At 74.4% G+C, this 26,475-nt stretch carries 23 protein-coding genes; 9 read left to right on the forward strand and 14 right to left on the reverse strand.

Going from position 1 to position 26,475, the window contains the following annotated elements; genetic code table 11:
- Positions 1 to 15 precede the first annotated feature (15 nt).
- Positions 16 to 561, forward strand: a complete 546-nt coding sequence (locus FHX39_RS15945; RefSeq protein WP_183340026.1) for a hypothetical protein — start codon at positions 16 to 18, stop codon at positions 559 to 561.
- Positions 562 to 606: 45 nt separating this feature from the next.
- Here FHX39_RS15945 and FHX39_RS15950 read toward each other — a convergent pair whose 3' ends face one another.
- Complete coding sequence (locus FHX39_RS15950; RefSeq protein WP_183340028.1) at positions 607 to 1,500, reverse strand: LysR substrate-binding domain-containing protein; 894 nt, start codon at positions 1,498 to 1,500, stop codon at positions 607 to 609.
- A gap of 86 nt (positions 1,501 to 1,586) precedes the next feature.
- Here FHX39_RS15950 and FHX39_RS15955 point away from each other — a divergent pair, with 86 nt between their 5' ends.
- From FHX39_RS15955 to FHX39_RS15980, 6 genes are all read left to right on the forward strand, one after another.
- The gene (locus FHX39_RS15955; protein WP_183340030.1) at positions 1,587 to 2,774 is read left to right on the forward strand and encodes an NAD(P)/FAD-dependent oxidoreductase; all 1,188 of its coding nucleotides are present in this window, start codon (positions 1,587 to 1,589) and stop codon (positions 2,772 to 2,774) included.
- A 16-nt stretch (positions 2,775 to 2,790) separates the two neighbouring features.
- A complete protein-coding gene (gene hglS / locus FHX39_RS15960; protein WP_183340032.1) occupies positions 2,791 to 4,221 on the forward strand; it encodes a 2-oxoadipate dioxygenase/decarboxylase in 1,431 nt (476 codons plus the stop codon).
- Positions 4,218 to 5,747, forward strand: coding sequence for an L-piperidine-6-carboxylate dehydrogenase (gene amaB / locus FHX39_RS15965; RefSeq protein WP_183340034.1), 1,530 nt, complete (start codon positions 4,218 to 4,220; stop codon positions 5,745 to 5,747). The genes hglS and amaB overlap by 4 nt, the downstream gene beginning before the upstream one ends.
- 61 nt (positions 5,748 to 5,808) lie before the next feature.
- Positions 5,809 to 7,272: an FG-GAP and VCBS repeat-containing protein gene (locus tag FHX39_RS15970; protein ID WP_183340036.1), complete on the forward strand. Its 1,464-nt coding sequence runs from the start codon at positions 5,809 to 5,811 to the stop codon at positions 7,270 to 7,272.
- Between the two features lie 44 nt (positions 7,273 to 7,316).
- Positions 7,317 to 8,255, forward strand: coding sequence for a quinone oxidoreductase family protein (locus FHX39_RS15975; RefSeq protein ID WP_183340038.1), 939 nt, complete (start codon positions 7,317 to 7,319; stop codon positions 8,253 to 8,255).
- Positions 8,256 to 8,309: 54 nt separating this feature from the next.
- On the forward strand, positions 8,310 to 8,867 hold the full coding sequence (locus FHX39_RS15980; protein WP_183340040.1) for a cysteine hydrolase family protein: 558 nt from the start codon (positions 8,310 to 8,312) through the stop codon (positions 8,865 to 8,867).
- Here FHX39_RS15980 and pyk read toward each other — a convergent pair.
- Positions 8,864 to 10,279 carry a pyruvate kinase gene (pyk, locus tag FHX39_RS15985; RefSeq protein ID WP_183340042.1) on the reverse strand — a complete coding sequence of 472 codons (1,416 nt, stop codon included), beginning with the start codon at positions 10,277 to 10,279 and terminating at the stop codon, positions 8,864 to 8,866. The genes FHX39_RS15980 and pyk overlap by 4 nt on opposite strands.
- Positions 10,276 to 10,854 carry a CGNR zinc finger domain-containing protein gene (locus tag FHX39_RS15990; RefSeq protein WP_183340044.1) on the reverse strand — a complete coding sequence of 193 codons (579 nt, stop codon included), beginning with the start codon at positions 10,852 to 10,854 and terminating at the stop codon, positions 10,276 to 10,278. The genes pyk and FHX39_RS15990 overlap by 4 nt, the downstream gene beginning before the upstream one ends.
- Positions 10,855 to 10,947: 93 nt before the next feature.
- Between FHX39_RS15990 and FHX39_RS15995 the strand changes: the two genes are divergently transcribed.
- Together FHX39_RS15995 and FHX39_RS16000 are read left to right on the forward strand one after the other, a co-directional pair.
- On the forward strand, positions 10,948 to 13,977 hold the full coding sequence (locus tag FHX39_RS15995; RefSeq protein WP_183340046.1) for an ABC transporter permease: 3,030 nt from the start codon (positions 10,948 to 10,950) through the stop codon (positions 13,975 to 13,977).
- Between the two features lie 35 nt (positions 13,978 to 14,012).
- Positions 14,013 to 15,530, forward strand: a complete 1,518-nt coding sequence (locus tag FHX39_RS16000) for an ATP-binding cassette domain-containing protein (RefSeq protein ID WP_183340047.1) — start codon at positions 14,013 to 14,015, stop codon at positions 15,528 to 15,530.
- A 12-nt stretch (positions 15,531 to 15,542) separates the two neighbouring features.
- Here FHX39_RS16000 and FHX39_RS16005 read toward each other — a convergent pair whose 3' ends face one another.
- The 11 genes from FHX39_RS16005 to ftsW all read right to left on the reverse strand — a co-directional run bounded on the left by FHX39_RS16005 (position 15,543) and on the right by ftsW (position 26,434).
- A complete protein-coding gene (locus tag FHX39_RS16005) occupies positions 15,543 to 16,469 on the reverse strand; it encodes an RluA family pseudouridine synthase (protein WP_183340048.1) in 927 nt (308 codons plus the stop codon).
- Positions 16,466 to 16,993: a signal peptidase II gene (locus FHX39_RS16010; RefSeq protein WP_332836872.1), complete on the reverse strand. Its 528-nt coding sequence runs from the start codon at positions 16,991 to 16,993 to the stop codon at positions 16,466 to 16,468. Before FHX39_RS16010 ends, FHX39_RS16005 begins: the two co-directional genes overlap by 4 nt.
- 86 nt (positions 16,994 to 17,079) lie before the next feature.
- Positions 17,080 to 17,595: a TraR/DksA family transcriptional regulator gene (locus FHX39_RS16015; RefSeq protein WP_183340049.1), complete on the reverse strand. Its 516-nt coding sequence runs from the start codon at positions 17,593 to 17,595 to the stop codon at positions 17,080 to 17,082.
- Between the two features lie 188 nt (positions 17,596 to 17,783).
- The gene (locus FHX39_RS16020) at positions 17,784 to 18,731 is read right to left on the reverse strand and encodes a DivIVA domain-containing protein (RefSeq protein WP_183340050.1); all 948 of its coding nucleotides are present in this window, start codon (positions 18,729 to 18,731) and stop codon (positions 17,784 to 17,786) included.
- A gap of 155 nt (positions 18,732 to 18,886) precedes the next feature.
- Positions 18,887 to 19,189, reverse strand: coding sequence for a YggT family protein (locus FHX39_RS16025; RefSeq protein ID WP_183340051.1), 303 nt, complete (start codon positions 19,187 to 19,189; stop codon positions 18,887 to 18,889).
- Between the two features lie 115 nt (positions 19,190 to 19,304).
- Positions 19,305 to 19,889, reverse strand: a complete 585-nt coding sequence (locus FHX39_RS16030; protein WP_183340053.1) for a cell division protein SepF — start codon at positions 19,887 to 19,889, stop codon at positions 19,305 to 19,307.
- 178 nt (positions 19,890 to 20,067) lie between these two features.
- Positions 20,068 to 21,279 (reverse strand): cell division protein FtsZ, encoded by a 1,212-nt coding sequence (ftsZ, locus tag FHX39_RS16035; RefSeq protein ID WP_183340054.1) that lies wholly within the window; start codon positions 21,277 to 21,279, stop codon positions 20,068 to 20,070.
- Between the two features lie 425 nt (positions 21,280 to 21,704).
- Positions 21,705 to 22,451 (reverse strand): cell division protein FtsQ/DivIB, encoded by a 747-nt coding sequence (locus FHX39_RS16040; protein ID WP_183340057.1) that lies wholly within the window; start codon positions 22,449 to 22,451, stop codon positions 21,705 to 21,707.
- The gene (gene murC / locus FHX39_RS16045) at positions 22,448 to 23,965 is read right to left on the reverse strand and encodes a UDP-N-acetylmuramate--L-alanine ligase (RefSeq protein ID WP_183340059.1); all 1,518 of its coding nucleotides are present in this window, start codon (positions 23,963 to 23,965) and stop codon (positions 22,448 to 22,450) included. Before murC ends, FHX39_RS16040 begins: the two co-directional genes overlap by 4 nt.
- A gap of 1 nt (position 23,966) precedes the next feature.
- Positions 23,967 to 25,133, reverse strand: a complete 1,167-nt coding sequence (gene murG, locus FHX39_RS16050) for an undecaprenyldiphospho-muramoylpentapeptide beta-N-acetylglucosaminyltransferase (RefSeq protein ID WP_198424010.1) — start codon at positions 25,131 to 25,133, stop codon at positions 23,967 to 23,969.
- Positions 25,130 to 26,434: a putative lipid II flippase FtsW gene (gene ftsW / locus FHX39_RS16055; protein WP_332836873.1), complete on the reverse strand. Its 1,305-nt coding sequence runs from the start codon at positions 26,432 to 26,434 to the stop codon at positions 25,130 to 25,132. Before ftsW ends, murG begins: the two co-directional genes overlap by 4 nt.
- Positions 26,435 to 26,475: the final 41 nt, after the last annotated feature.

The following is a 26,475-nucleotide window of genomic DNA, read 5'->3' on the forward strand; positions in this document are numbered from 1 at the left end:
TCTACCGTGACGCGCGTGAGCGCGACGGACGACCTGATCGCAGCGGTACAGGCACGCGCGGCGGGCTCGCCGTACGCGGTGGAGGCGACCGCCGAGGGGTTCGACGTACGCCTCGCGGTCGAGGACCCGCAGTGGTTCGGTCGGTTGCGGGAGTGGCGGCTCAGCCAGACGTCGATCCAGCACGTCCAGGTGCTGAAGGCCGCCCGCAGGCTCAGGATCACCGACGAGGTCCGGACGCTGACCTGGGTCGCCGGGACGGACGGCCGCGAACGCCCGACCCTGGGTGCCGCGCTCGCGGTCACGAAAGGGCGGGTGGTGGGACGGAGCTTCCACCGCACCTACTCCCTCGGCCGGGACGGGGTGACGAAGGAGTCGGAGGTGACGTTCAACGCGGGGGCGGGTCGGGACCTCGTGCTCGACGCCGCGAAGGCCCTCGGCTGGAGGCTCCAGCTGAGCCTGAACGAACGCATCGGCCTCTACGTCGGGGTCACCACGATCGTGCTGCTCGTCCTCGCGGGGCTGGCGATCGGCATCGTCGCCCTCGCCGGCGGCTTCTCCTGACCCGACCCCTCCGACCGCGCCACCGCGTGGGACGTGGCCGCTGCCTCAGAAGGTGAACGCCTCGACCAGCGCCGACCTGACCGCACGCACGCCCGTCCGGTCGAGCGCCGCCGTCCGCGTCAGCGCGACGACGTCGCGGGTGGAGGGTCCGGGCAGCGCGACGGTGGGGGCGGTGGTCGCCCGCATCGCCAACATCAGCGGCGTCACAAGGGTGATGCCGAGCCCCGCCTCCGCCAGCGCGATCGAGACCGCGGTGTCGGTGACCAGGTGCCGCTCGCGCGGGGCGATGCCGGCCCGGGCGCACGCCGTACGGACGGCTCGCCCGAAGGTCGACGACGGCGGCGGGAGGATCCAGTCCGTCTCGTCGGCGAAGGCGCGGACCTCCTCGGCGGACCCGGCGTCCAGCTTGGCCCCGGGCGGCAGCACGAGCAGAAACCCCTCCCGGTGCAGTCGCGCCACGTCCAGCCCGCGCCGCGGCGGCAGCGGCGCGTCGGAGTAGTCCAGCCCCAGCGCGAGGTCGATCTCGTCGCGGAGCACCGCGTCGGGCATGGCCTCGACGTCGACCTCGACCGCCTGCAGCGCGACGGCCGGGTCACCGGTCAGCCGGGCGCGCGTGGCCGGCAGGCCCACCACCGCAGCGGAGCCGAAGACCCCCAAGCGAACCGCCGAAGCCGCCGAGGGTCCCCGGAGGACGCTTGCGGCCCGCGCCTCCGCCTCGAGCACGAGCCGCGCCTGCTCGACGAGGACGACCCCGTCGTCCGAGAGCGCCAGGCGGGCTCCGTCACGGAGGAACAGCGGACGCCCGACCGCGCGGGCCAGGGCGGCCATCTGCTGCGACACCGCGCCGGTCGTGTAGCCGAGGGTGACCGCGGCGCCGCTCATCGTGCCGTGCTCGGCCACGGCCACCAGCGTGCGGAGCTGGTCCAGCGTCCATCTCACGCCCCCAGCATGCAGCAGACCTCAACGACCCGTGGAGAAGGTGTCGATGGATCTTAACGACGTGGTCGCGAGAGACTGACCAAGACATGAGCGCCTCCTCCACCTCCCGCGCCCCGCTGCCCGAGCGCGCCGAGGTCGTCGTCGTCGGCGGCGGCGTGATGGGCACGAGCATCGCGTTCCACCTCGCCGAGGCGGGGGTGCGCGACGTCGTCCTCGTCGAGCGCGACACGCTCGGCAGCGGCTCCTCGGCCAAGCCGCTCGGCGGCGTCCGCGCGACGTTCTCCGACCCGGGCAACGTGCTGCTCGGGCAGCGCAGCCTGGAGACGTTCGAGCGCTTCGCGGAACGGTTCTCCACCGACATCGGCCTGCGGCAGGTCGGTTACCTCTTCCTCTGCCGCAGCGACGCCGAGGTGGCCTCGGTCGAGGCCAGCACCGCGCTCCAGCAGAGCCTGGGCGCCAGCGGACGGATGATCACGCCGTCGGAGGCCTACACGCTGAATCCGCTGGTCGACCCGTCGGTGCTCGTCGGCGCCTCGTTCTCCCCGCGCGACGGCTACGCCGATCCCGGCCGGGTCGTCGGCGCGTACGCGCGAGCGTTCGAGGCCCTGGGCGGTCGGCTCCACCAGGGCACGACCGTCACCGGGGTCGAGACGAGCGAGGGCGCGGTCCGCGCCGTGGAGACCGACCGCGGAACCATCCGGACGGACGCGGTCGTCTGCGCGACCGGCGCCTGGTCGGCCCGCCTCGGCGAGCTGGCCGGGGTGCCGCTGCCGGTGGTCCCCGTGCGCCGCCAGATCGGCTTCACGCCGCACCCGACGCCCGCCTTCCCGACGGTCCCGTTCACGCTCGACCTGTCGACCACGCTCTACTTCCACAACTACGCCGGCGGGATGCTGCTGGGGATCTCCAACGCGGACGAGCCCGAGGGCTTCGGGCGCGACTTCGACGACGCCTGGGTCCCGGCCTTCGAGGAGGCCGCGCAGGTCGTCGCCCCGAGTCTCGTCGGACGCCCGCTGGAGAGCGGCTGGGCGGGGCTCTACGAGAACACGCCGGACCACAACGCGATCATTGGCGCTTCTCGGCAGCTGGACGGGTTTTTCTACGCCACAGGCTTCTCCGGACACGGATTCTTGCAGGCGCCCGCGGTTGGAGAAGTCGTGCGCGACCTCTACCGTGGGGTCGAGCCGTTCCTCGACGTGACGCCGTTCGACGTGTCCCGCTTCGACCCGGATCCCGTCGGGCACAGCCTGCTCGCCGAGGTCCACATCATCTAGAGGGAGTGAGTCACCAGTGAGCGTCCCCCAGTGGGAGCTGCGGGCCCGGTTCGCCGTGTCGCTCGCCGACCTCTACGGCCAGGAGGTCCCGGCGTACACGACGCTCGTCGACGTCTCCCGCGCCGTGAACGAGGACTTCGTCGCGGCGCACGGGGCCGACGCGGAGCGGCTCGGCTCGATTTCCCGCGTCACCGCGGAACGCCACGGCGCGATCCGGGTGGGCTCCCCCGTGGAGATGGCCCAGGTGGCCCGGCTCTTCGCCGGCTTCGGCATGCACCCGGTCGGCTTCTACGACCTCCGCGACGCCTCGGCGAGCTCGGTACCGGTCGTCTCCACCGCCTTCCGGCCCACCGACGTCGACGAGCTGGCCCGCAACCCGTTCCGCGTCTTCACCTCGATGCTGGTCACCGACGACCGCCGGTTCTTCGACGCCGCCACGCAGGAACGGCTCGAGGCGTTCGTGGCCGCCCGTGAGCTGTTCGCGCCGGAGGCCCTGGTCCTGGCCGACCGCGCCGCGGCCGAGGGCAGCCTCGGCAGCGACGACGCCGACCGCTTCCTCACTCTGGCCACCGCATCGTTCGCGCTGTCGACCGAGCCGATCGACCGCGCCTGGTACGACCATCTCGAGGCGATCTCCGCCGTCGCCGCCGACATCGGCGGCGTGCCCGCCACGCACATCAACCACCTCACACCGCGGGTGCTGGACATCGACGACCTGTACGCGCGGATGAGCGCGCTGGGCATCGCGATGATCCCGGAGATCCAGGGCCCGCCCGACTGGGAGGGTCCGGACGTGCTGCTGCGGCAGACGTCGTTCCGCGCACTCGCCGAGCCGCGCACGTTCCGGGAGGCGGACGGCACCACGACCAGCGGCGAGCTCCGCGTCCGCTTCGGCGAGGTGGAGCAGCGCGGCATCGCGCTCACCGCGACCGGACGTGACCTCTACGACGATCTGACCGCGGAGGTCGACCGCCGGCTGGCCCACGCACCGCAGGGCACCACCCGCGTGGCGGTCGCCGCGGAGGTGTGGCGGGAGCACCTGCCGCAGACCGAGACCGGTCTCGCGCTCGCGGGGCTCGGGTTCTTCCGGTTCCACGCCACCGGGACGGCCCGCCCTTCGACAGGCTCAGGGACCGTGGCCGGGCTCGCCGAGCTGCTCGAGTCCGGCGCCCTGGTCGCCGAGCCGATCGTCTACGAGGACTTCCTCCCTCGCTCGGCCGCCGGCATCTTCCAGTCCAACCTCACCGACGAGGGCTCGCGCGACGACGACCAGCTCGGCACGCCGTACGACCTCGTCCGGCTGAGCGAGGTCGTCGGGATCACCATCGCCGACCCGAACGACCTCTACGCCGCCCAGCAGGCCGCCTCGCTCGCCGAGGCCGAGGCCGCCCTGGGCCACGCCATCAACACCACGCCCGTCCCGACCCAGGAGAACGCATCCGTATGACCGACACCCTGACCACCACGACGCCCCTGGCCGACGACGTCCGCGCCGCCCTCCAGGCCTGCGGCGTCGACCTCTCCGTGGTCGGCGGTGACGCCCAGGTGGCGAGCCCCATCACCGGCGAGCCGCTCATCGGCGCCCGGCTCGACACCGTCGCCGACATCGACGCCGCCGTCGGCCGTGCGGCCGAGGCCTTCCCGGCGTGGCGCGACACCCCGGCCCCGCTGCGCGGCCAGCTGGTCAAGCGCTGGGGCGAGCTGCTGACCGAGCACAAGGAGCACCTGGCCACCCTGGTCACCGCCGAGGTCGGCAAGACGCCGTCCGAGGCGCGCGGCGAGGTCCAGGAGATGATCGACATCGCCGACCTGGCCGTCGGGCAGTCGCGCCAGCTCTTCGGCAAGACGATGCCGTCGGAGCGCCCCGGCCACCGCCTGCAGGAGGTCTGGCACCCGCTGGGCGTCGTCGGCGTCATCTCCGCCTTCAACTTTCCCGTCGCCGTCTACGCCTGGAACACCGCGCTCGCCCTCGTCTGCGGCGACACCGTCGTGTGGAAGCCGGCCGACGCGGCCCGGCTGTCGGCCATCGCCGTCGACGCCCTCCTCGCGAAGGCCGTCTCCGAGGCCGGTGCCCCGAAGGGCATCCACCAGCTCCTCCTGACCGACGCCGACGGCAGCCGCAAGCTCGTCGAGGACCCGCGCGTCGCCCTCGTCTCGGCCACCGGCTCGGTCCGGATGGGCCGCGAGGTCGCCCCGGCCGTCGCCGCCCGCTTCGGGCGCACCCTGCTCGAGCTCGGCGGCAACAACGGCGCCATCGTCGCTCCGTCGGCCGACCTCGACCTCGCGCTGCGCGGCGTCGTCTTCGCCGCCGCGGGCACCGCCGGGCAGCGCTGCACCACCCTGCGCCGCCTGTTCGTGCACTCCTCCGTGGCCGACCAGCTGACCAAGCGGGTCGTGGCGGCGTACGAGTCCCTGGCCGTCGGCGACCCCCGGGAGGACGGCGTCCTCGTCGGGCCCCTGGTCAACCAGCGCTCGTACGAGGCGCAGCAGGCTGCGCTCGCCGCGGCGCGGGAGCAGGGCGGCACCGTCCTGGCCGGCGGCGACCGCGAGCTGGCCGACGCGCACCCCGACGCCTACTACGTGCGCCCGGCCGTCGTGTCGATGCCCGACCAGACCGCCATCGTGCACGAGGAGACGTTCGCGCCGATCCTCTACGTGATGACGTACGACGACCTCGGCGAGGCGATCGCGCTCCACAACGCGGTCCCGCAGGGCCTGAGCTCGGCGATCTTCACCACCGACCAGGGCGAGGCGGAACGGTTCCTGTCCTCGGCCGGCTCCGACTGCGGCATCGCCAACGTCAACATCGGCACCTCGGGCGCCGAGATCGGCGGCGCGTTCGGCGGGGAGAAGGAGACCGGCGGCGGTCGCGAGTCCGGCTCCGACGCGTGGAAGGCGTACATGCGTCCGTCGACGCAGACGGTCAACTACTCGGGCCAGCTCCCCCTCGCGCAGGGCGTCACCTTCATCTGAGTTCTTGTGCTCGGCGCCGGAATGCCGCAGGGTAGGCCTTCCGGCGACCGAGGAGACCGAGATGACTCGACGGGTGCTCCTGGCGCTGCTGGCCGCAGGGCTGGTCGCACCCCTGGGCTGCTGGGGCTCTCCGGCCACGGCGGCCACCAAGCCGGCCAAGCCCTACGACTTCGACGGGAACGGTCGCCAGGAGCTGGTGGCGTCGGCGACCGGTCTCCTGGTCGGCGACCCGACCAACTACGACGCGGGGGGCGTGGTGGTGCTCCCGAACGTCCGCGGCAGGATCCCGCTCGAGCCGCGGCTCGTCACCAAGGACACCCCTGGCCTGGAGGACGAACCGATCGAGGGCGACCGCTTCGGCCGAGGCCTGGCCAGCGCTGACTTCGACCGCGACGGGTACGCGGACCTGATCGTCTCGACGTCCACCTACCAGGGCCACGGTCAGGGCGTCGGTGTCCTCACCGTCATACCCGGGTCCTCCGGCGGTCTCGATTCCGCCCGCAGCACCGGGCTCAGGTACACCGGTCGCTACGACGAGGACAACCCGACCGGTCTCTCCAGCGTGCTGGTGGCCGCCGACCTCACCGGAGACGGTTATCCAGACCTGGCCGCCGGCGCCACGGACGGCACGGTGCTGGTGTTCGTCGGGGGCACCCGCGGTCTGACCCAGGCGTCTGCCCGGGCGCTCGAGGGTCGAGGCCCCGGTGGCGGGAGCCAGGACGAGGACCGCGGGTTCGGCAGCTCGTTGGCCGCGGGCGACCTGGACGGCGACGGCAGGGCCGACCTCGTGGTGGGTTCCTACGGATCGAACAGGCCGGGTGACGCCTATCCCGGCTCGGTCAGCGTCTGTCCCGGCGCGGCCGGAGGCCCGACCGGGTGCACCCGCCTCGCGCACTCCTTCGACTACGCCGGCCCGACCTCGGTCGCGATCGGCCACGTGACCGGCGCAGCCCGACCCGACCTGGTCGTCGCGGTCCCCGAGCCGACACCGGACGCCGTCGGGTCGGTGCGGATCCTCCGGCTGAGGCCCACCGGACCCGTCGCCGAAGACCGGACGCTCGTGCTGACCCAGTCCGGCCGCGGGGTTCCCGGCGTCGACGAGCCGAAGGACTCCTTCGGCATCTCTCTCGCCCTCGCCGACCTGAACCGCGACGGCTTCGCCGACCTCGTCGTCGGCGCGCCCGGGGAGAACCGCGGAAGCGGCAGAGTCACCGTCGTGCACGGCGCGAAGGGAGGCTGGCGCACCAGCGGGAACAGGACCTACGACCAGGGCACCCGCGGCATCCCCGGCAAGGCCGAGGTGAGCGACCGCTTCGGCAGCTCGGTCACGCTGCTCGACCACGACGGCGACGGGCGTCTGGACCTCGACGTCGGCGCTCCGGGCGAGAATGCCTCAGGTGCCGTGACCACGCTGCGCGGCGCGGGCACGGGCTTCACCACGAAGGGCTCGCAGACCTTCGGGCTCAAGACGCTCGGGATCGGCCCGGTGGAGCGCGCGGCGTTCGGCGACCCTCTCGGGGGCTGACCCACGGCGGGCGTGCCCCGGCGACGTCGCGTTCAATGGGCGTCATGCGCGCAGCCGTCGTCACCGACACCAACCAGCCCCCGACCTACACCGACTTCGCGGACCCGGTGGTCGCGGAGGGGCGGGTCGAGGCGGAGGTGCTCGCCTCGGCCGTGCACGTCATCGTGCGGATCATCGCCGCCGGCCGCCACTACAGCTCCGCGGTGAAGCCCCCCTTCGTGCCGGGGCTCGACGGCGTGGTGCGGCTGCCCGACGGCCGCCGCGTGTACGCCGCGGGGGTCCAGGCGCCGTACGGGATGCTCGCCGAGCGGGCCGCCGTGCCGGCGAACGCCGCGGTCGAGGTGCCCGAGGGCCTGTCGTCCGCGACGGCCGCGGCGCTCGTGAACCCGGCGGCGTCGAGCTGGGTCCCGCTGAGCCGGCTCGGCGCCGAGGGCGCCACCGTCCTCGTCGTCGGGGCGACCGGCACCTCCGGCCTGCTCGCGGTCCAGACCGCCCGCGCGCTCGGGGCGTCGCGCGTCGTCGCCCTCGGACGCAACCCGGAAGGACTGGCGCGGGCCTCCGAGCTCGGGGCCGACGCGACCGTCACGCTCGGCGACGACCTCGCCGCCCCGCTGGCCGAGGCGGCCGGGCCGGACGGCGCGTACGACATCGTCCTCGACTACCTCTGGGGACAGCCCGCGGCCACCGTGCTGCAGGCGCTCGTGACGAACAAGGTCGACCCGCACCGCCCCGTGCGCTTCGTCAACATCGGCAACCTTGCGGGTGCCGACCTGGCCGTCAGCGCCGCCACCCTGCGCAGCACGGCGATCCAGCTGTCGGGGCACGGCATCGGCAACTTCCCGATGGAGCTCATGCCGCCGGCCGTCGGGGCCATGTTCCTCGCGGCCGTCGAGGGCCGGCTCACCGTCGACTTCGTCGAGCGCCAGCTCAGCGAGGTGGAGTCCGCCTGGGACCTGCCGGAGCGGCTCGTCCTGGTCCCCTGAGCAGGGGGACACGTCGGTCTGCCGCAGTCAGAGGGCCGGTCTAGCATCGCGAGCATGACCACCCTCGAGGACCGACCGAAGACCGCGCTCCTGGTGATCGACGTGCAGAACGGCGTCATGGCCGGGGCGCACGACCGCGACCGGGTGGTCGCCAACATCGGAGTCCTGGTGACCAGGGCCCGCGCGGCCGGTACGCCGGTCGTCTGGGTCCAGCACCACAGCGACGACCTGCCGAGCGGTAGCGAGCCCTGGGCCTACGTCCCGGAGCTGGTTCGCCTCGACACCGAACCGCTGGTGCACAAGGAGTACGGCGACGCCTTCGAAGACACCGACCTCGAAGCCGAGCTCTCCGCCGGCGGCATCGGTCGCCTGGTCGTCGCGGGCGCGCAGACCGACGCCTGCATCCGCTCGACGCTGCACGGTGCGCTCACGCGTGGCTACGACGCGACCCTGGTCAGCGACGCGCACTCCACCGAGGACCTGTCGGCGTACGGAGCACCCCCGCCCGCTCAGGTGATCGCCCACACCAACCTGTACTGGCAGTACACGACCGCCCCGGGTCGCACCGCCGGCACGGTCACCACGGCGGAGGCCGATCTGCTCCTCGGTTAGAGCGGCGCGCCGATGCGGCGGACGCGGATCATGTTCGTGTGGCCGGCGACCCCGGGGGGCGACCCGGCGACGATGATCACGAGCTCGCCCTCGGAGATCTTGCCCGACTGGGTCAGCGCCAGGTCGACCTGACGGATCATGTCGTCGGTGTGCCCGACCATCGGCACCAGGAACGTCTCGACGCCCCAGGTCAGGGTCAGCGCGCCCTGCGTCTGCTCGATGGGGGTGAAGGCCAGAATCGGGATCTCCGACCGCAGGCGCGCGAGGCGCCGGGCCGAGTCGCCGGAGTGCGTGAACGCGACCAAGAACTTGGCCCCGAGCCGCGTGGCGACCTCCTCGGCCGCCTTGGTGATCACGCCGCTCGTGGTGTGCGGGTCCCAGTCGACGTCCGTGATCTGGGCGAAGCCGTTCTTCTCGACGTTGTCGATGATGCGGGCCATCGTCTGCACGGTCACGACCGGGAAGTCGCCGACGCTCGTCTCGCCGGACAGCATGACCGCGTCGGCGCCGTCGAGGATCGCGTTGGCCACGTCGGAGGCCTCGGCCCGCGTCGGCCGCGGCGAGGTGATCATGGACTCGAGCATCTGGGTGGCGACGATCACGGGCTTGGCCCAGCGACGGGCCGCGCTGACGATCTGCTTCTGGACCAGCGGCACGTCCTCGAGCGGCAGCTCCACGCCGAGGTCGCCGCGCGCGACCATCACCGCGTCGAAGGCGTCGACGATCTCGTCGAGGTTCTCGACGGCCTGGGGCTTCTCGATCTTGGCGATGACGGGGACCCGGCGGCCCTCCTCGTCCATGATCTGGTGCACGAGGAGGATGTCCTCGGCGCTGCGCACGAAGGACAGCGCGATCATGTCGACGCCCTGGGCCAGCGCCCAGCGCAGGTCGTCGGCGTCCTTCTCGCTCATCGCCGGCACGCTCATGGCGACGCCGGGCAGGTTGATGCCCTTGTTGTTGCTGACCGGTCCGCCGACGACGACCTCGGTGACGACGTCGGTCGCGGTCACCTCGACGGCCCGCAGGGTGAGCTTGCCGTCGTCGATGAGGATGAGGTCGCCGGGCGAGACGTCGCCGGGGAGGCCCTTGTACGTGGTGCCGCACCGCTCGGCGGTGCCCTGCACGTCGTCGATCGTGATGGTGAAGCGCGCCCCGACCTCGAGGTTCTCGGGGCCGTTCGCGAACCGGGCGAGCCGGATCTTCGGGCCCTGGAGGTCGGCCAGCACACCGACCGGGCGGCCGACCTGCTTGGCCGCGGCGCGGGTGTTCTCGAGGCGCAGGAGGTGGTCCTCGTAGCCGCCGTGGCTCATGTTCAGCCGGGCGACGTCCATGCCCGCCTCGACGAGCTCGACCAGTCGCTCGAGGGTCTCCGCGGCCGGCCCGAGCGTGCACACGATGTTGGCTCTTCTCACGGATCGACCCTAGCCGACCTCTCGTGCTCGACCGGTGCCCCGCCCGCGTCTGGATGGGACCGGCGGCGGTAGGCCCGGCGCGACTTCTCCCGGGCCCCGCAGATCGAGCTCGCGCACCACCGCGAGCTGTTGTTGCGCGAGTGGTCGTAGAAGGCCCACCGGCACGACCCCCGGTCGCAGATCTTGAGCCGGGACCACCCGTCGTCGCGCTGCGCCGTCCGCACGCCCTCCACGAGCTCGGCGACGAGGCGCCCGAACGCGGTGCGCGAGGTCGTCCGGAGCCGACCGCCGTCGACGGCCACGCGGAGGCGGGCCGCGGCGATCCCGGCGGCGACGCCTGCCGGCACCTGCTCGTCGTGCGTGCCGACCCAGTCCCGGAGCGCCTCTCGGAACACCTGCAGCCGCACCCGGTCGGCCTCGTCCGCGTCGTCCACCCCACGGGCGCCGGCCCAGGCCGCGAACGACGCCGGCGCCAGCTCGTCCTCGCCCGACTCCAGGTTGACCGTGTTCAGCAGGTCCTGCAGCGGCGCCAGGTGGGGCGGCGCCGGCGACCGGCCACCGGGTTGCACGGTCACCGCATCTGTCTACCACCCAGACACACCACCGAGACCATTTTGGTCGTTAGACTGCGCCAGCACTCCACGGGTGGACGTGACGAGGGGAGACGGGTGGGCACCGGCGCCGGGCTGGCCTGGGCGGGTGTACGTCACCGCCCCGGACCCTGGCTGCTCCTCGCCCTCGGGACGGCGCTGGCGGCCCTCATGCCGCTGGCCGCCGCCGGCCTGCAGGAGCGCGCCGCCGTCGCCGTCGTCCAGCAGGCCGTCTCCGCCGTGCCCGAGCCGGCCCGCGGCGTGCTGGCCGTCACCACGCGGGACCTCCGGGGCGCCGAGCTGGCCTCGGTGTCGGCGCGGGTGGACGCCGGTCTCGCGCAGGCCGGCCTGCCCGTCCCGACGCAGGCCCTCGCCTACCGCGCACTCTCCCTACAGGGCACCGACGCCGCTGTGGGCGCACTCGACCGGCTCCCCGACGACGTGGCGCTGACCTCGGGCCGCCTCCCCACCGCCTGCTCCCCCACCGCCTGCGAGGTCCTGGTCGTCAGCACCTCGACCGGGTCCACCCCCGACCTCGCCGCGCCGGCCCGGGATCTCGGCCTCGTGGTCACGGGCACCGCGACGCTGCGCGAGCCCCGGCTCGTCGGCCTCGGCCTGGTGGCTCCGGGCCAGCCGCTGCTCCTGGGCTCCGACCCGGCCGCGATGGCCGACCTGGCGTCCCTCACCCTCTACGGCCGCAACCTCGCGTGGTTCACCCCGCTCGACGCCGCCGTCGTCACCGACCGGGGCGCCGGCGCCTTCACGGCCGCGCTCGACCGGGTCGCCGCCGAGGTCAACCTCGTCGCCGGCCCGCTGAACGTCACCTGGCCCGACGGCGTCGTCCTCGACGCAGCCGCCCGGGCGCAGGCCTCGACGGGACGGTTCACCGTCCTCGGGGTCGGCGCCGGGGCGCTCCAGCTCGGCTTCTGCCTGGTGCTGGCGGCCGCGCGCCGACCGGCCCAGCGCCAGCACGGCACTCTGCTGACCCGGCGCGGCGCCCGCCCCGCCCAGGTCCTGGGCGTCGCCGCGCTGCAGACGGCGATGGCGGTCGTGGTCGGGCTCGTCGTGGGGACGGCCGCCGGGACGGCACTCGTCGCGGTGCTCGTCCGCGGCGGGCCCGACCCGTCCGCCGGTGCGCTCCACGCCCTGGCGTCGACCTGGCCGGTGGTGCTCGGGCTCGGGCTCGCCGCCGTCCTGGGCAGCGTGCTCCTGGCCGCCGGCCCGGCGGCCCGTCCCGCCACCCTGCGCCTCGCCCTGACCGCGGTCGTGCTGCTGGCGGGCGGCCTGGCCGTGCTCGCGCTCGTCCGCCCCTCCGACGACCCCCGGGCGCCGCTGCCCGTCGCGGCGCTGGTCGGTCTCACGCTGGCGGCGGGTCTGCTCGGGGCGCTGCTCTGGACCCCCGTGGTCGCAGCGCTGGCTAGGGGTGGGCGCCGGGGTGCCGCCCCGCTCACCCGGGTCGCCCTGCTCACCACCCGGCGCCCGCTGCTGCCCAGCGTGACCGCCGGGTTCCTCGCGGCCGCGCTGGCCACCGCCTTCCTGGCCGGGGCCTGGTCGGCCTCGACGCACCGTTCCGCCGAGGACCGGGCGGCCGCGCTCGTCCCCCTCGACGTCCGGGTCACGCCGAGCACGCAGGTGCGACAGCCCGCGTCGGTGGTCGACCCCGAGCGCCTGACCGGGCTCGGCCCCGGGGTCGTGGTGGCTCCCGTGACGAGCACGGTCGTGAGCGCCTTCGCGGGGGCGTCCGGCGCCACCGCCCTGCCCCTGACCGGCCTCGACCCCGACGTCCTGCCGCTGGTGCAACGCTGGTCCGCGGTCACCGGGAGCAGCACGAGCGCGGCCGAGGTCGCCGACCTGCTGCGGACGCCCGCGTCGCCGTCGCCCGGGCCGACCGTCCCGGCGGGCACCCGCCGGCTCGTCCTCGAGGTCCGCGGCCTCGACGCCGACGTCACGCTCGGCCTCTGGGTCGCCGGGCCCGACGGGCAGGAGCGCCGGGTCCGTCTCGCGCAGCGCGGGGAGGAGGCGTACGCCGACCTGCCCGCTGGACCGGCGCTCGCGGTCCGCGCCCTGGAGATCGGCGAGTCCGCCGACCACCTGACGCGGCGCCAGCACGGCATCGGCGAGGGCAGCACCGACCGCCCGCTGCCCGCCGGGACCCTGCACCTCGGGGCCGTGCACGCGGACGGTACCGCCGTCGCGTGGTCCTGGTCGGGCTGGGGAGCCGACTCGGTGACCGTCGCCCCCGAGGCCGCCGGGGGCTCCCCCGGCCTGAGCGCGCGCTACCAGATCCGCGACGCCCGGGCCGTGCTGCTGCCGTCCTGGATCCCGGTCGCGCAGCGCCCCGTCCTCCCGGTCGCCGTCGACGCGGAGACCGCGGCCCGGGCCGGCGCCCGCGGCACCTTCGGCCTCACGGTCGACCAGACGACGCAGCCGGTCCGGGTCGTCGCCGTCCTCCCTCGCATGCCGACCCTGCCGAGCCGCTTCGTCGTCGCCGACCGGTCGGCCGTCGCGGCCCTGGTCGACCGGACCGCGCCCGGCACCGGGCCCGTGGCGCAGGTCTGGGTCGCGACGCCCGCGGCGGACGCGCAGGCGGTGCACGACGAGCTGACCGCGTCGGCCTCCGCGGCGACGCTCACCTACCGCACCGACGTGGCACAGGCGCTCGGGCAGGACCCGGTGACGACCGGCTTCGTGGCCCTGCTCGGCGCGGCCGGGGTGGTCGCGCTCCTGCTCGGCCTGGTCGCGGTGGTCGGCGGCGTCCGCGGGGACCGGGAGCTGGCGGCGGCGGACCTCTTCGCCCTCGAGGTCGACGGGGTCGAGCCGCGCGCGCTGCGCCGGGTGCTGCTGACCCGCGCCGCGCTCGTCCTGGTCGTCGGGCTGCCGCTCGGGCTCCTCTCCGGCGCCGGCCTCGCCGCCGCCGCGGCCCGGCTGCTCGGCACCGGACCGGACGGACGTCCCACCACCCCGCCGCTGCAGGTCGTGCTGGCCGCGGCCCCGACCGCCGTCGTGCTCGTCGCCGCCGTCGTGGGCACGGTCCTCGCCGCCGTCCTCACCGCGGCGACCAGCCTCCGTGAACGAGGGCCGACCGCTCCCGAGCTGGACCTCCGGTGAGCGAGCCCAGTAGGCCTTCGGACCACGGGCGGCCCGTGGTCGAGGTGACCGACGTCTTCGTCGCCTACCGCAGCGGGGCCGAGCCGGTCATGGCCCTGCGCGGCGCCGACCTCACCCTGGCCGCCGGCGAACGCCTCCTCGTCGCCGGCCCCAACGGGTCCGGCAAGTCGACGCTGCTCCGGGTCGTCACCGGTGACCAGCCGGTCCTCGCCGGACGCGTCGAGGTGGGCGGAGCGGCGGTGCACGCGATGGACGCCGGCGAGCGGCGCCGGTGGCGGGCGCGGGCGCTGGGCTTCGTCGACCAGCACGCCCGCCGCAACCTGCTCCCCGAGCTCGACGTCCGCGACAACGTCGCCCTCCAGCTCCGCCTGACCGGCACCCGTACGGCGCCCGCCCGCGCCCGGGCCCAGCAGACCCTGGACCGGCTCGGTCTCGGCCACCTCGCCCGAGCCGACGTCCGTCGGCTCTCCGGCGGCGAGGCCCAGCGCGTCGCCCTCTGCGCGGCGGTCGCCCACGGGCCCGCGCTGGTGCTCGCCGACGAGCCCACCGGCGAGCTCGACGAGGACGCCGCCCACCAGGTGTATGGGCTCCTCGAGGCCGTCGCAGCCGAGGGGACGGGTGTCATCCTGGTGAGCCACGACCCGCGGTCGGACGCGTTCGTGGACCGGGCCGTCCGGCTGCGTGACGGCCGGCTGGCCGAGGAGTGGGTGCCGGGCCGGACGGCGGTCACCCAGGTCGCGGACAGCCGCGGCTGGGTCCGGGTGCCGGGCGAGCTGCTCACCACCGGCGGGGGGCGGACGGCGAGCTGGACCGCCCGGGCCGACGCCGGCGGGCTGATCCTGCACCCGGCCGCCGTCACCCCGGCCGCGGCTCCTGCCGCTGCGCCATCGTCAGCCGCGGCGACGGCCGTCCCGGCGTCCGGGGCGGCGCTCGTCGAGCTCGTGGCGGTCGACGCCGGGTGGGGCGGGCGCACGTTGTTCACCGGGCTGGACCTGACCCTGCGGCCCGGCTCGTGGACCGCGCTGCGCGGCCCGTCCGGGAGCGGCAAGTCGACGCTGCTCACCCTGGTCGCCGGGCTCACCGACCCCCGGGGCGGACGGGTCACGGTCGGTGGCACGGCCTGGGCGGCCCTTGACCGCGAGGCTCGCGCCGACCACCGGCGGCGCTGGCTCGCGCACGGGCTCCAGCGCGCGAACCTGGTCGAGACGATGACCGTGGCCGAGAACGTCGACCTCGCGGCCTCGCTCCGGGGACGGGTCGTCGAGGACGCCAAGGTCGAGGCGCTGGTCGCACGCCTGGGGCTGGCCGCGCAGCGGGGGACGCCGACGGGGGTGCTCTCCGGCGGCGAGCGTCAGCGGGCCTCGCTGGCCCGCGTGCTCGTGTCGGGAGCGCCGGTGCTGGTCCTCGACGAGCCGACGTCGCAGCAGGACGACGTCTCGGCGGCCCGGGTCGTGGCCGCCCTCGAGGGGGCGACGCGCGCGGGAGCGGCGGTCCTCGTCGCCTCGCACGACCCCGTGGTCCTCGAACGCGCCGACGTGACGCTGGAGCTCTGAGCAGACGCACCCTCAGGTGGTGGAGACGACCTCGAGCGCGTGGACGAGGTCGGCCGGGTAGGTCGAGACGAACTCGACCTCCTCGCCGGTCCCGGGGTGGACGAAGCGCAGCCGGACGGCGTGGAGCCACTGCCGGACCAGGCCCAGCCGGGCCGCGAGGACCGGGTCGGAGCCGTAGGTCGGGTCGCCCACGCACGGGTGGTGGATCGCGGCCATGTGGACGCGGATCTGGTGGGTGCGGCCCGTCTCGAGGCCCACCGTCAGCAGCGTCGTCCCGACGTAGGCGTCGATCGTGTCGTAGTGCGTCACGCTCTCGCGGCCGCCCGCGACGACGGCCATCCGCCACTCCGAGCCCGGGTGGCGGGCGATCGGCGCGTCGATCGTCCCGGTGAAGGGGTCGGGGTGGCCCTGGACGAGCGCGTGGTACGTCTTCTGCACCGTCCGCGCCTTGAAGGCGCGCTTGAGCACGGAGTACGCGTGCTCGCTCTTGGCCACGACCATCAGGCCCGAGGTGCCGACGTCGAGGCGCTGGACGATGCCTCGGCGTTCCGCGGCGCCGGACGTGGTGATCGAGACGCCGGCCGCCATGAGGGCCCCGAGCACGTCGGGCCCGTCCCAGCCGAGGCTGGGGTGGGCGGCCACACCTGCGGGCTTGTCGACGACGACCAGGTCGGCGTCCTCGTGCAGGATCGCGAGGTCCTCCACGGCGCGGGCCACGACCTGCGGCCCGGACGGCTCCTCGTCGAGGTCCACCTCGAGCAGGGCGCCCGCGAGCGCCCGGTCGGACTTGGCGACCAGCGCACCGTCGAGGCGTACGCGGCCGGCCGCGATGAGGTCGGCGCTGCGCCCGCGGGCGATGCCGAGGACGCGGGCCACGACCGCGTCCACCCGCTCACCCTCGAGGCTGTCCGGGACGAGCAGGACCTTCGGGTCGCTCACGCGGAGCCCGGCTGGTCGTCGCCGGGGTGGCGCCCGTCGATGCCGACGTTCTTGATCAGCGACAGCACGACGATCATGACCGCGGCCGTGGTGATGCACATGTCCGCGACGTTGAAGATCGGCCAGTGCGGCAGCTGCAGGAAGTCGACGACGTGCCCCCGGAACGGACCCGGAGCACGGAAGAGCCGGTCGGCGAGGTTGCCCGCGACCCCGGCCGCCAGCAGGGCCAGGGCGACGGTCCAACCGAGGTGTCCCAGGCGTGGGACCAGCCGGATCAGCACGAAGCCCAGCACGAGCACGGCGGCCACGGCGAAGACCCAGGTGAAGCCCTCGCCCTGGCTGAACGCCGCACCCGGGTTGCGGATGAGACGCAGCGTCAGCAGGTTGCCGACGACCGGCACGCCCACCTCGGGCTCGAGGTAGGTGACGACCGCGACCTTGGTGACCACGTCGAGCGCCAGCGCGACGAGCGCGATGGCGCCGAACAGCGGCCACAGCCTCGGCCGGTGCTCGACCTCCGGCACCGACCTGCCCTCGACCGGACCGACCCCGGCCGGGGCCTCGGGCTCGGCCGTGCCGAGACCCTCGGCGTCAGCGGGGTCCGAGGGGTTCAGCGGCGCTCTTCGCGCTGCTTGCAGGTCACGCACAGCGTCGCCCGCGGGAACGCCTGCAGCCGGTACTTGCCGATCGGCTGGCCACAGTTGTCGCAGGTGCCGTAGACGCCGAGCTCGATGTGGCGCAGCGCGAGCTGCGACTGGTCGAGCATCTCGCGGGCGTTGTTGGCCAGGCTCATCTCGGCGTCGCGCTCGAAGTTCGCGGAGCCGACGTCGGCCGGGTCGCGCCCGGCACCCTCGGTGCCGTCACGGAGCAGGTTGTGCAGCTCGGCGTTCGACGTGGCCAGCTGCTCGGAGAAGCGCACGACGTCGTCGGCCAGCGTGGTCCGGACCTCGTCCAGCTCCTCGGCCGTCCACGGGTCCTCGCCCGGGCGGACCGGCAGGCCGGCCGGGTCGACGTCGGTGGTCGGACGCTCCGCGTGCACGACGGGGGCGGCGTTCACGGTCGGGGCGACCCGGACCGAGCCCGACCCGCCGCCCGTGGCTGCGTCGGTGGTCTTGGTGGTGCTCATGAAGGGGTCCCCTCGCTCGGACTGACGCAGAGACAGTAGGCGGTCACCTGCGTTTCTTCAACGAACGGACGTGCTTCGTTGTCCCGCCGACACCTGACGAGGTCGGCGGCGCCGCGCGCCGGTGGCCGGCGCGCCGCGACCGGGGACCGGCCGCCCCCTCGAGGAAGGCGGCCGGAGCCCGGACGGTGCTAGCGCTGGTCGCCGAGCAGCGCGTCGAGGCGCGGCGTGTCGCTCGAGCCGGAGGCCGCCCCGGCGCTCGGCCGGGCGGACGTCTCGTCGGTGGTGCTGCCCTGGTCGCCCTCGCCCCGGACGGCGGCGGTCGGACCGGTGCCGGACGTCGCGGCGTCGTCGGACGTGCTCGACGGCTGCCGCGGTGCGGTGCGCTCCGGGCCCCCCTCGGGCTCGAGACCCACGTGCTCGAGGGTGCTGAGCTGGCCCTGCAGGTGGTCGTGCAGGCCCGAGCGGTACTTCTGCTCGAACTCTCGCAGCCGGGCGACCGTCTCGGTGAGCGAGTCGCGCTGGCGGTCCAGGTCGCCGAAGAGCTGCGTACGACGCTGGGCGAGCTCCGACTCCAACGACTCCGAACGGGTCTTGGCCTCGGCCTGGACGCGCTCGGCGTTGACCCGGGCCTCGGACTCCAGCCGCTCGGCACGGGTACGGGCGTCCTCGGTGACCTGCTGGGCGCTGCGGCTCGCGTCCTCGCGGATGCGGCTCGCCTCGTCCGTGGCCTCGCGCACCAGGTGCTCGGCCTGCTCGGTCGACAGCTGCACGAGGCGGACGACGGCGGTGCTGGCCTCGGCGCTCGTCGTGACGACGACGGGCTCGGCGGGAGCGGCCGGGGTGCTGGCCACCGGCTGCGCCGACGGAGCGGGCTGCGAGGGCTGGGCGGACGGCTCGGCGGCCACGGCCTGCGGCGCGGAGCTCTCGGTCTCGCGCTCGGCGGGACCGGCGGCCTCGTTGGCGGAACCCGACTTCAGCGCGTCGACCTGCTTCTTGAGGCTGGCGTTCTCCTCGGTCAGCTGCGCGAAGCTCTCCTCCACCTGGTCGACGAACTCGTCGACCTCGAGGACCTCGTAACCGCCCTTGCGGGCCATCCGGAACCGCTTGTTGCGGACATCGTCGAGCGACAGCGTCATCGATCACACCTCAGTTGGTCAGACAGCAGAACGGGGCTCACGAGCCCGCCGACCACCGTATCCGACCTGGCTGGGGTCGTACGCACACCGAGCGCGTCGAGGCGTGACGGCCGACGCGGCGAGGAGCGGACCCGCGACGAGCGGGCCGCGATCTCCTAGTAGGAGGGAGAGTAGAAGACGACCCGGTTGACCTGCATCAGGATGCTGACCAGCAGGAACAGGGCGATGAACGCGAGGTCGAGGCTCATGGCGCCCACCCGGACCGGCTTGAGGACCTTGCGCAGCGCGCGCAGCGGCGGGTCGGTGATCGAGTAGACGACCTCCGCCAGGACCAGCAGCGGGCCGCGGGGCTCCCACTCACGCACCAGGACGGGCACCCACGACAGGATCATCCGGGCGAACAGGACCAGCATGAAGAGCCACAGGACCCATCCGATGATCACACCCACGAGCGACACGTCGACCCCTCTCCTCGTCCCCGTCTGCGAGGAGCCCATCGTAGTTGGCCGGCAGAAACCGGGCGCCCGGTCGCGGCACCCGATCGACCGGGCCATCGAGGCCCGGCCGAGCGGGTCAGCTCTGGTTGAAGAACCCGCTCGCGATGCGTTCCTTGTCCTCGGTGGCCACGGTGACGTTCTGCGGCGACAGCAGGAAGACCTTGCTGGTGACGCGCTCGATCGTCCCGTGCAGCCCGAAGATGAGCCCCGCGGCGAAGTCGACGAGGCGCTTGGCGTCGACGTCCTCCATCTGCGAGAGGTTCATGATCACCGGGACGCCGTCGCGGAAGTGCTCGCCGATGGTGCGGGCCTCGTTGTAGGTCCGCGGGTGGACGGTGGTGATGCGCGAGAGGTCGGCGGTCCGGGCCCGCGGGGCCGGCGTGGGCTCCGGGGTCACGACGGGCACCGCCGCACCGGGGTGGGCCACCGCCGCGACGCTGGTCGGGCGCTTGCTCTGCAGCGTGGTGACGCTGCCTCCGACGGCGCCACCGGCCACGACCGGAGCCGTGCCACCGGCCGCGGCGACGCGGTCCTGGCCCCCGATGAGCTCCTCACGGCTGATCCCCTCGGTGCGCTCGACGTCGTCCGCCTCGTACTCGTTGTAGCGGTCGTCCGTCACCAGGCCCAGCCAAGCCGCAGCCCGCTTCAGTCTTTCCGCCATCGTCGTCCCTCGATCATCTAGGCGCCGTCTCGATCTCGTCCGTCGCCGACCCGCTCGAGGAGAGGGTCGGCGACCACGACACTACCGGCCGTCCCGGCGCCCGCCGCGGACGACGACCGGCGACACGCTGCCCCGATTCGGCGGCGCGGCCCGTCGCGCCGCGGCGGCCCGGGACCGCTTACTTCAAGAAGTCGGGCACGTCGAGGTCGTCGTCGGCCGGCGGGCTCGGCGGCCGGAGCTGGGCCGGGCGCGGGGTCGACGCCGGACCGGCGCTCGCCCCGCTGGGCGTGGCCGCGGGCACGGGGCGCGAGGACTCGTACGACGGGCCCGGGTTCGACGCCTGGGCGGGCGCCTGCGGGGCCTGAGCCGGTCGGCCGTTGCCGCCGCCCCCGTTGCGCAGGTCGGCCGAACGGGCGATGCCGGGCTGGCGACGCGGCGGCTGGCCGCCCTCGAAGCCGGCCGCGATGACCGTGACGCGGACCTCGTCGCCGAGCGCGTCGTCGATGACCGTGCCGAAGATGATGTTCGCGTCCTCGTGGGCCGCCGCCTGGATCAGGTCGGCCGCGGACGAGACCTCGAACAGCCCGAGGTCCGAGCCGCCGGCGATCGAGAGGAGCACGCCGTGCGCGCCCTCGATGCTGGCCTCGAGGAGGGGCGAGCTGACGGCCATCTCGGCCGCCGCACGCGCCCGGTCCTCGCCGCGGGCGGAGCCGATGCCCATGAGCGCGGAGCCGGCGTTCGACATGACCGCCTTGACGTCGGCGAAGTCGAGGTTGATCAGGCCCGGGGTGGTGATGAGGTCGGTGATGCCGGAGACACCCTGCATCAGCACCTGGTCGGCCTGCTTGAAGGCGTCGAGGATGGCGATCTGGTGGTCGACCATCTGGAGCAGCTTGTCGTTCGGGATGACGATGAGGGTGTCGACCTCCTCGCGCAGCTGGCCGATGCCCGCCTCGGCCTGGCCGGCGCGACGCTTGCCCTCGAACGAGAACGGCCGCGTGACGACGCCGATGGTCAGCGCCCCGAGCGCACGAGCGATCCGAGCCACGACGGGCGCGCCACCGGTCCCGGTGCCACCGCCCTCGCCGGCCGTCACGAAGACCATGTCGGCGCCCTTGAGCGCGTCCTCGATGTCCTGGGCGTGGTCCTCGGCGGCCTGGCGACCCTTGTCCGGGTCGGCACCGGCACCGAGGCCGCGGGTGAGCTCACGACCGATGTCGAGCTTGACGTCGGCATCGCTCATCAGCAACGCCTGGGCGTCGGTGTTGACGGCGATGAACTCGACGCCGCGCAGACCGGCCTCGATCATGCGGTTGACGGCGTTGACACCGCCGCCGCCGACTCCGACGACCTTGATGATGGCCAGGTAGTTCTGTGACGCAGACACCACGGGGGTACTTCCTTCTCGTTCTCGCTTGCGCGCTCGACCGGCTCGTTCGACGTTCCTCCGACCCGGTCCTCCGAGCCTCGACGAAGGGTCGAGACCCGACGGGCCGACCCGGGGAAGGTAGGTCGACGAGGGGAGACGCGAACGTCTGCGAATCTAGCGAGGGCCGTCGGGCAAGTCCACGTGACGGCGTCCGACACGCCCTCGGATCGCCGTAACCCCCGGATCTCTGGAGATCCACTTGAGGGTGAGGTGGGGCGTGCGGGCCGTAGGCCCCCTCCGCCGCCCCGATCGCGTCGGCACACCCTGCTCGCCGCGGCACACCCTGGTCATGACGGCACACCCTGCAGGGTGTGCCGAGAAGAGGAGGGTGTGCCCGCGACAGGAAGGTGTGCCGAGGGCAGGAGGGTGTGCCCGCGCGCCGGGCGCTACCGGACGGCGGGTGTGTGGGGCGCGGAGACGTCGATGGTCGTCTTCGGGCCCGAGTCGAGCAGGGCCACGGCCACCTGGGCCTTCAGCTCCGACTGCGACGAGTCGCCCCAGATGATCGTGATGCCCGAGGTGGTCTTGAGCTGGATCGAGTCCGGCGTCGTGGCGGCGATGCTCGTCACCTGGTCGCGCACGTCCTTGGGCAGGCTGAGGACGACGGAGCCGAGCTCGACGAGCAGCGGGCGGTTCGCCGGGTCTGCGGCGACCTCGACCACGCCCGTCGGTCGGGTCGTCTCCGCAGCGAAGACCACGCCGGCCTTGTCCGCGATGAGGAAGCCGCCCGGCTGGGCCACGGCCAGCAGGGGCTCGCGCTCCGTGACGGTGACGCGGACCGTGTTCGGCCAGTCGCGGGTCACCTGGGCGGCGGAGACCTGGGGCAGCGCGGTCGCGCGCCGCGCGACGGCGTCGAGGTCCTGGCGCGCGAGCGGCCGGCCGAGGGGTACGGCGGCGGCCGCGGTCACCTGCTCCGGCGTGAGCGCCCGGGTGCCGCTGACGGCGACGGACCGGGTGTCGAGGACGGTCGAGAAGTAGACGAGCCAGACGGCGGTGCCGACCAGCGCGGCGAGGACGAGCGCGATCACGGCCCGGAGGATCCGGCGCCGGCTACGGCGCTGCCGCTCCCGCTGCTCGGCCAGCGACGGGCGGGCCGAGGGCCGCGTCGACGGCGGGGTCGCCGTGGTCGTCACCGGCCACCCCCGGGCTGCAGCTGGTCGGCCCGGGGCGCGTCGTCCTGGGGGGCCGCGGAACCCACCGTGCGCACCGACAGGTCGGAGCGGCGCGCGAGGGCGTCGACGATCAGCGGCGCCACCTTGGTCACGTCGCCGCAGCCGAGGGTAACGACCAGGTCGCCGCGGCGCGCCAGGCCGGCGACGACCGGGGCGGCCTCGTCCCAGTCCGGCTCGTAGGTCACGTGCGCCGTCCCGGCGGGGATCGCGTCGGCGACCAGCGCACCGGTCACGCCGGGGATCGGGTCCTCCCGGTCGCCGCAGACGTCCATGACGACGGCCTCGTCGGCCAGCGAGGTGGCCTCGGCGAGCTCGCGCCAGAGGTCCCGCGTGCGGGTGTAGAGGTGCGGCTGGAGCACGGCGACCACCCGGCCCCCGTCGGCCACGGCCGTCCGGGCCGCCCGCAGGGTGCTGAGCACCTCGGTCGGGTGGTGGGCGTAGTCGTCGTAGACGCGGACGCCGTCGACGGTCCCGACGAGCTGGAACCGCCGGTTCGTCCCGGCGTAGGTCGACAGCTGCTCGCGTGCGGTCGCGTCGTCGACGCCGAGCCAGCTGAGGACCGCGTACGCGGCCGCGGCGTTGGCGGCGTTGTAGGCACCGGGGACGTCGAGGGTCATCGGACCGCCCGTGCCGTCGCGCCCGAGCCGAAAGCTCGAGCCCGTGCCCGCGTACGTGGCGCCGGTGATCCGGACGTCGGCGTCGGCGTCCAGCCCGAAGGTGACGATCTCCGGGACGTGCCCGGCGCCGTCCAGCGCCCGGCGGCGGACAGCGGCGGTGAGCTCGACGGCCCCCGGGTCGTCCGCGCTGACCACGAGCACCGCGACGCCCGCCGCGGTGGCGAAGCGCAGGAACCCGTCGGCGTACGCCTGCGCGGTCCCCCAGTTGCTGAGGTGGTCGGGGTCGACGTTGGTGACGACGGCGATCTGCGCCGGGTACTGCAGGAACGACCCGTCGCTCTCGTCCGCCTCGACGACCATGACGTCGCCGCTCCCGAGGTGCCCGCCGCTCTTGGACCCGGTGAACGCGCCACCGATGACGTACGACGGGTCCAGCCCGGCCCCGACCAGCGCGCCGACGACCATCGCCGTCGTCGTGGTCTTGCCGTGCGTCCCCGCGACCGCCACGCCGCGTCGGCCGAGCATCAGCGAGCCGAGCGCGGCGCTGCGGTGCAGGACGCGCAGCCCGCGACGACGGGCCTCGGCCAGCTCGGGGTTGTCCTCGCGGATGGCCGAGGAGACGACGACGGTCCGCGCGCCCCCCAGCTGCTCGGCGCGGTGCCCCACGTGGACGTCGGCGCCGCGGGCGGCCAGCCCGCGCAGGTAGGCGGAGTCGGACCGGTCGCTGCCGCTCACCGGCAGGCCCAGGTCGAGGAACATCGAGGCGATCCCGTTCATCCCGGACCCGCCCGCCGCGATGAAGTGGGTCGCCCCGAGGTCCTGCGGGCCCACGAGCTCCACCGGTTCCAGCAGACCCACGTCAGTGCCCCTTCCCGTGCCGGCGGGGACCTGACCCCGCCGCGACGGCCAGTGTGCGTCGGGCCAGGACCGTGGCGGCGTCACGTCTCGTGGTGCCGGCCAGCGCCCGCGTCATGGCCGCGAGCCGGGCCGGGTCGCCGAGCAGCGCCGGGACCTGCGTCGCGACCCAGTCGCGGGTGCACGCGGCGTCGTCGAGCAGCAGCCCCCCGCCCGCGGCGACGACCGGGGCCGCGTTGCGCGCCTGCTCCCCGTTGCCGTGCGGGTAGGGCACGAACACCGAGGGCAGCCCGACGGCGGCGGTCTCCATCACGGTGCCGGCGCCGCAGCGGCCCAGCATCAGGTCGGCGGCGGCGTACGCCTGCTCCATCGCCTCGACGTAGGCGACGGGCACGTACGCGGCCCCGGTCGCCTCGTCGGCGCGCCGCACGTCGGTCGGGGCGAAGTTCCGGGGACCGAGCACGTGCAGGACGCTGATCCCCGCGCGGAGCAGGTCGTCGGCGGCGGCGCGGGTGGCCCCGTTGATGCTGGCCGCGCCCTGCGAGCCGCCGCTGACCAGCAGGGTCGGCCGGTCGGCCCCGAGGTCGAACGCGGCGCGGGCGGACGCCCGGTCACCCGCCCGGTCGAGGTCGGCGATCCCGCGCCGCAGCGGCAGCCCGATGAGCGTCGCGTGGGCCAGCGGCGTGCCGGGGAACGAGGTGAAGACGTCGTGCGTGATCCGGGCGGCGAGGCGGTTGGCCAGGCCGGGCAGCGCGTTCTGCTCGTGGACCACGACCGGGACGCCGAGCCGTCGGGCGGCGAGGTAGACCGGGGTGGACACGTAGCCGCCGAAGCCCAGGGCGACGTCGGCCTCGGTCTCGCGCAGCACCGCGGCGGCGGCCCGGACGGCGGCGGCCAGCCGCGCGGGCACGCGGAACAGGTCCGGCCCGGGCCGGCGCGGCAGCGGCACCGGCGGGATCAGCTCGAGCGTCAGCCCGGCGGCCGGCACCACGGTCGTCTCCAGCCCCCGTGCGGTGCCGACCGCGGTGACGCGGGTGCCCGGCGCGAGCCGGAGCAGCTCCTGCGCGGTCGCGACCAGGGGCGAGGTGTGCCCCGCGGTGCCGCCGCCGGCGAGCACCACCGACACCGGCCGCCCGGCCGAGGCGTACGCGTCGGGCGCGGGTGAGGTCACCCGCGGCTCCGGGTCCGGCGGGTGGCCTTGGCCGCTCCCGTGCCCGCAGCGCTGCCGGTGGTCACCGTCATCCGCGGGCGGTCGCCGGCGCGGCGGGCGGCCAGCAGGTTCCGCGCGTCGGGCTCGCGGCGGGCGCAGCCGAGCAGCACGCCCACGGCGAGCAGGTTGCCGATCAGCGCCGAGCCGCCGTACGAGACGAGCGGCAGCGGGACGCCGGCGATCGGGAGGAGGCGCAGGACGACGGCCAGGTTGAACAGCGCCTGCACGACGAACCAGGTGGTGACCCCGCCCGCGGCGTAGCGCGAGAAGGGGTCGTCGGAGCGTGACGCGATCCGGAAGCCGGCGTAGCCGAGCAGCCCGACGAGGGCCAGCACGACGAGCGAGCCGAACAGGCCGAACTCCTCGCCGAGCACGGCGAAGATGAAGTCGGTGTGCGCCTCGGGCAGGCTCCCCCACTTCTGCCGGCTGGCGCCGAGGCCGAGGCCCCACCAGCCGCCGGACGCGATGGCGAACATGCCGGCCTGGGCCTGGTCGTTGATCCCGTTGACGTTGACCGACGGGTCGAGGTAGGCGGCGAGCCGGCGCATGCGGATCGGCGAGGTGACGAAGAGGCCGACGACCCCGAGGAACCCGACCGCGCCGAGCGCGGTCAGCACCCGGACGGGGGCCCCGACGATCCACAGCACCCCGGCCACGATGCCGGCGAGGACGACCGCGGTGCCCGCGTCGCCCTGGAACACGACGAGGGCGATGATCAGACCCGACACGGGCAGGAACGGCACCAGCAGGTGGAGCGGGCGGTCGAGCATCTTCTGCTTGCGGGCCAGCACGTCGGCGCCCCAGAGGACGAGCGCGAGCTTGGCGAACTCGGCCGGCTGGATCGCGAAGCCGGCCACGCCGGTGGACAGCCAGTTGCGGTTGCCGTTGATGTCGAGGCCGAGCGGGGTGTAGGTGAGGACGAGCAGGAGCGTCGCCAGCCCGAGGCCGAGCCAGCTCACCCAGCGCAGGGTGCCGACCGGGAGCTTCATGATCGTGATCGCGCCGACCACGCCGATGACCAGGAAGATGACCTGCCGCTTGACGTAGTAGTACGAGTCGCCGGTCGTCAGGTAGGCGTTCACGCTGGACGCCGACAGCACCATCATCAGCCCGACCACGAGCAGCAGGGCGACCGAGCCGAGCACGAGGTGGTAGCTGGTCATCGGGCGGTCGAGCACCGCGCGGAGCCACAGGGCGACCGCCCGCCCCGGGGTCGGGGCGATGTCGGTGCGGGGGCGGCGGGTGGGGGTCAGGGTCGCCACGGGTGGCTTCCTCCTTCTCGTCCCACGTGCGACCCGTTCCC

It is taken from the genome of Microlunatus antarcticus (assembly GCF_014193425.1).
Lineage (GTDB): Bacteria > Actinomycetota > Actinomycetes > Propionibacteriales > Propionibacteriaceae > Microlunatus > Microlunatus antarcticus.

Bases quoted from the DNA above. Each gene is read 5' to 3' on its own strand.
- FHX39_RS15955 (WP_183340030.1), top strand. From the start codon at position 1,587: ATGAGCGCCTCCTCCACCTCCCGCGCCCCGCTGCCCGAGCGCGCCGAG.
- FHX39_RS15975 (WP_183340038.1), top strand. From the start codon at position 7,317: ATGCGCGCAGCCGTCGTCACCGACACCAACCAGCCCCCGACCTACACC.
- FHX39_RS16020 (WP_183340050.1), bottom strand. From the start codon at position 18,731: ATGACGCTGTCGCTCGACGATGTCCGCAACAAGCGGTTCCGGATGGCC.
- FHX39_RS15980 (WP_183340040.1), top strand. From the start codon at position 8,310: ATGACCACCCTCGAGGACCGACCGAAGACCGCGCTCCTGGTGATCGAC.
- FHX39_RS16030 (WP_183340053.1), bottom strand. From the start codon at position 19,889: ATGGCGGAAAGACTGAAGCGGGCTGCGGCTTGGCTGGGCCTGGTGACG.
- FHX39_RS16015 (WP_183340049.1), bottom strand. From the start codon at position 17,595: ATGAGCACCACCAAGACCACCGACGCAGCCACGGGCGGCGGGTCGGGC.
- amaB (WP_183340034.1), top strand. From the start codon at position 4,218: ATGACCGACACCCTGACCACCACGACGCCCCTGGCCGACGACGTCCGC.
- FHX39_RS15970 (WP_183340036.1), top strand. From the start codon at position 5,809: ATGACTCGACGGGTGCTCCTGGCGCTGCTGGCCGCAGGGCTGGTCGCA.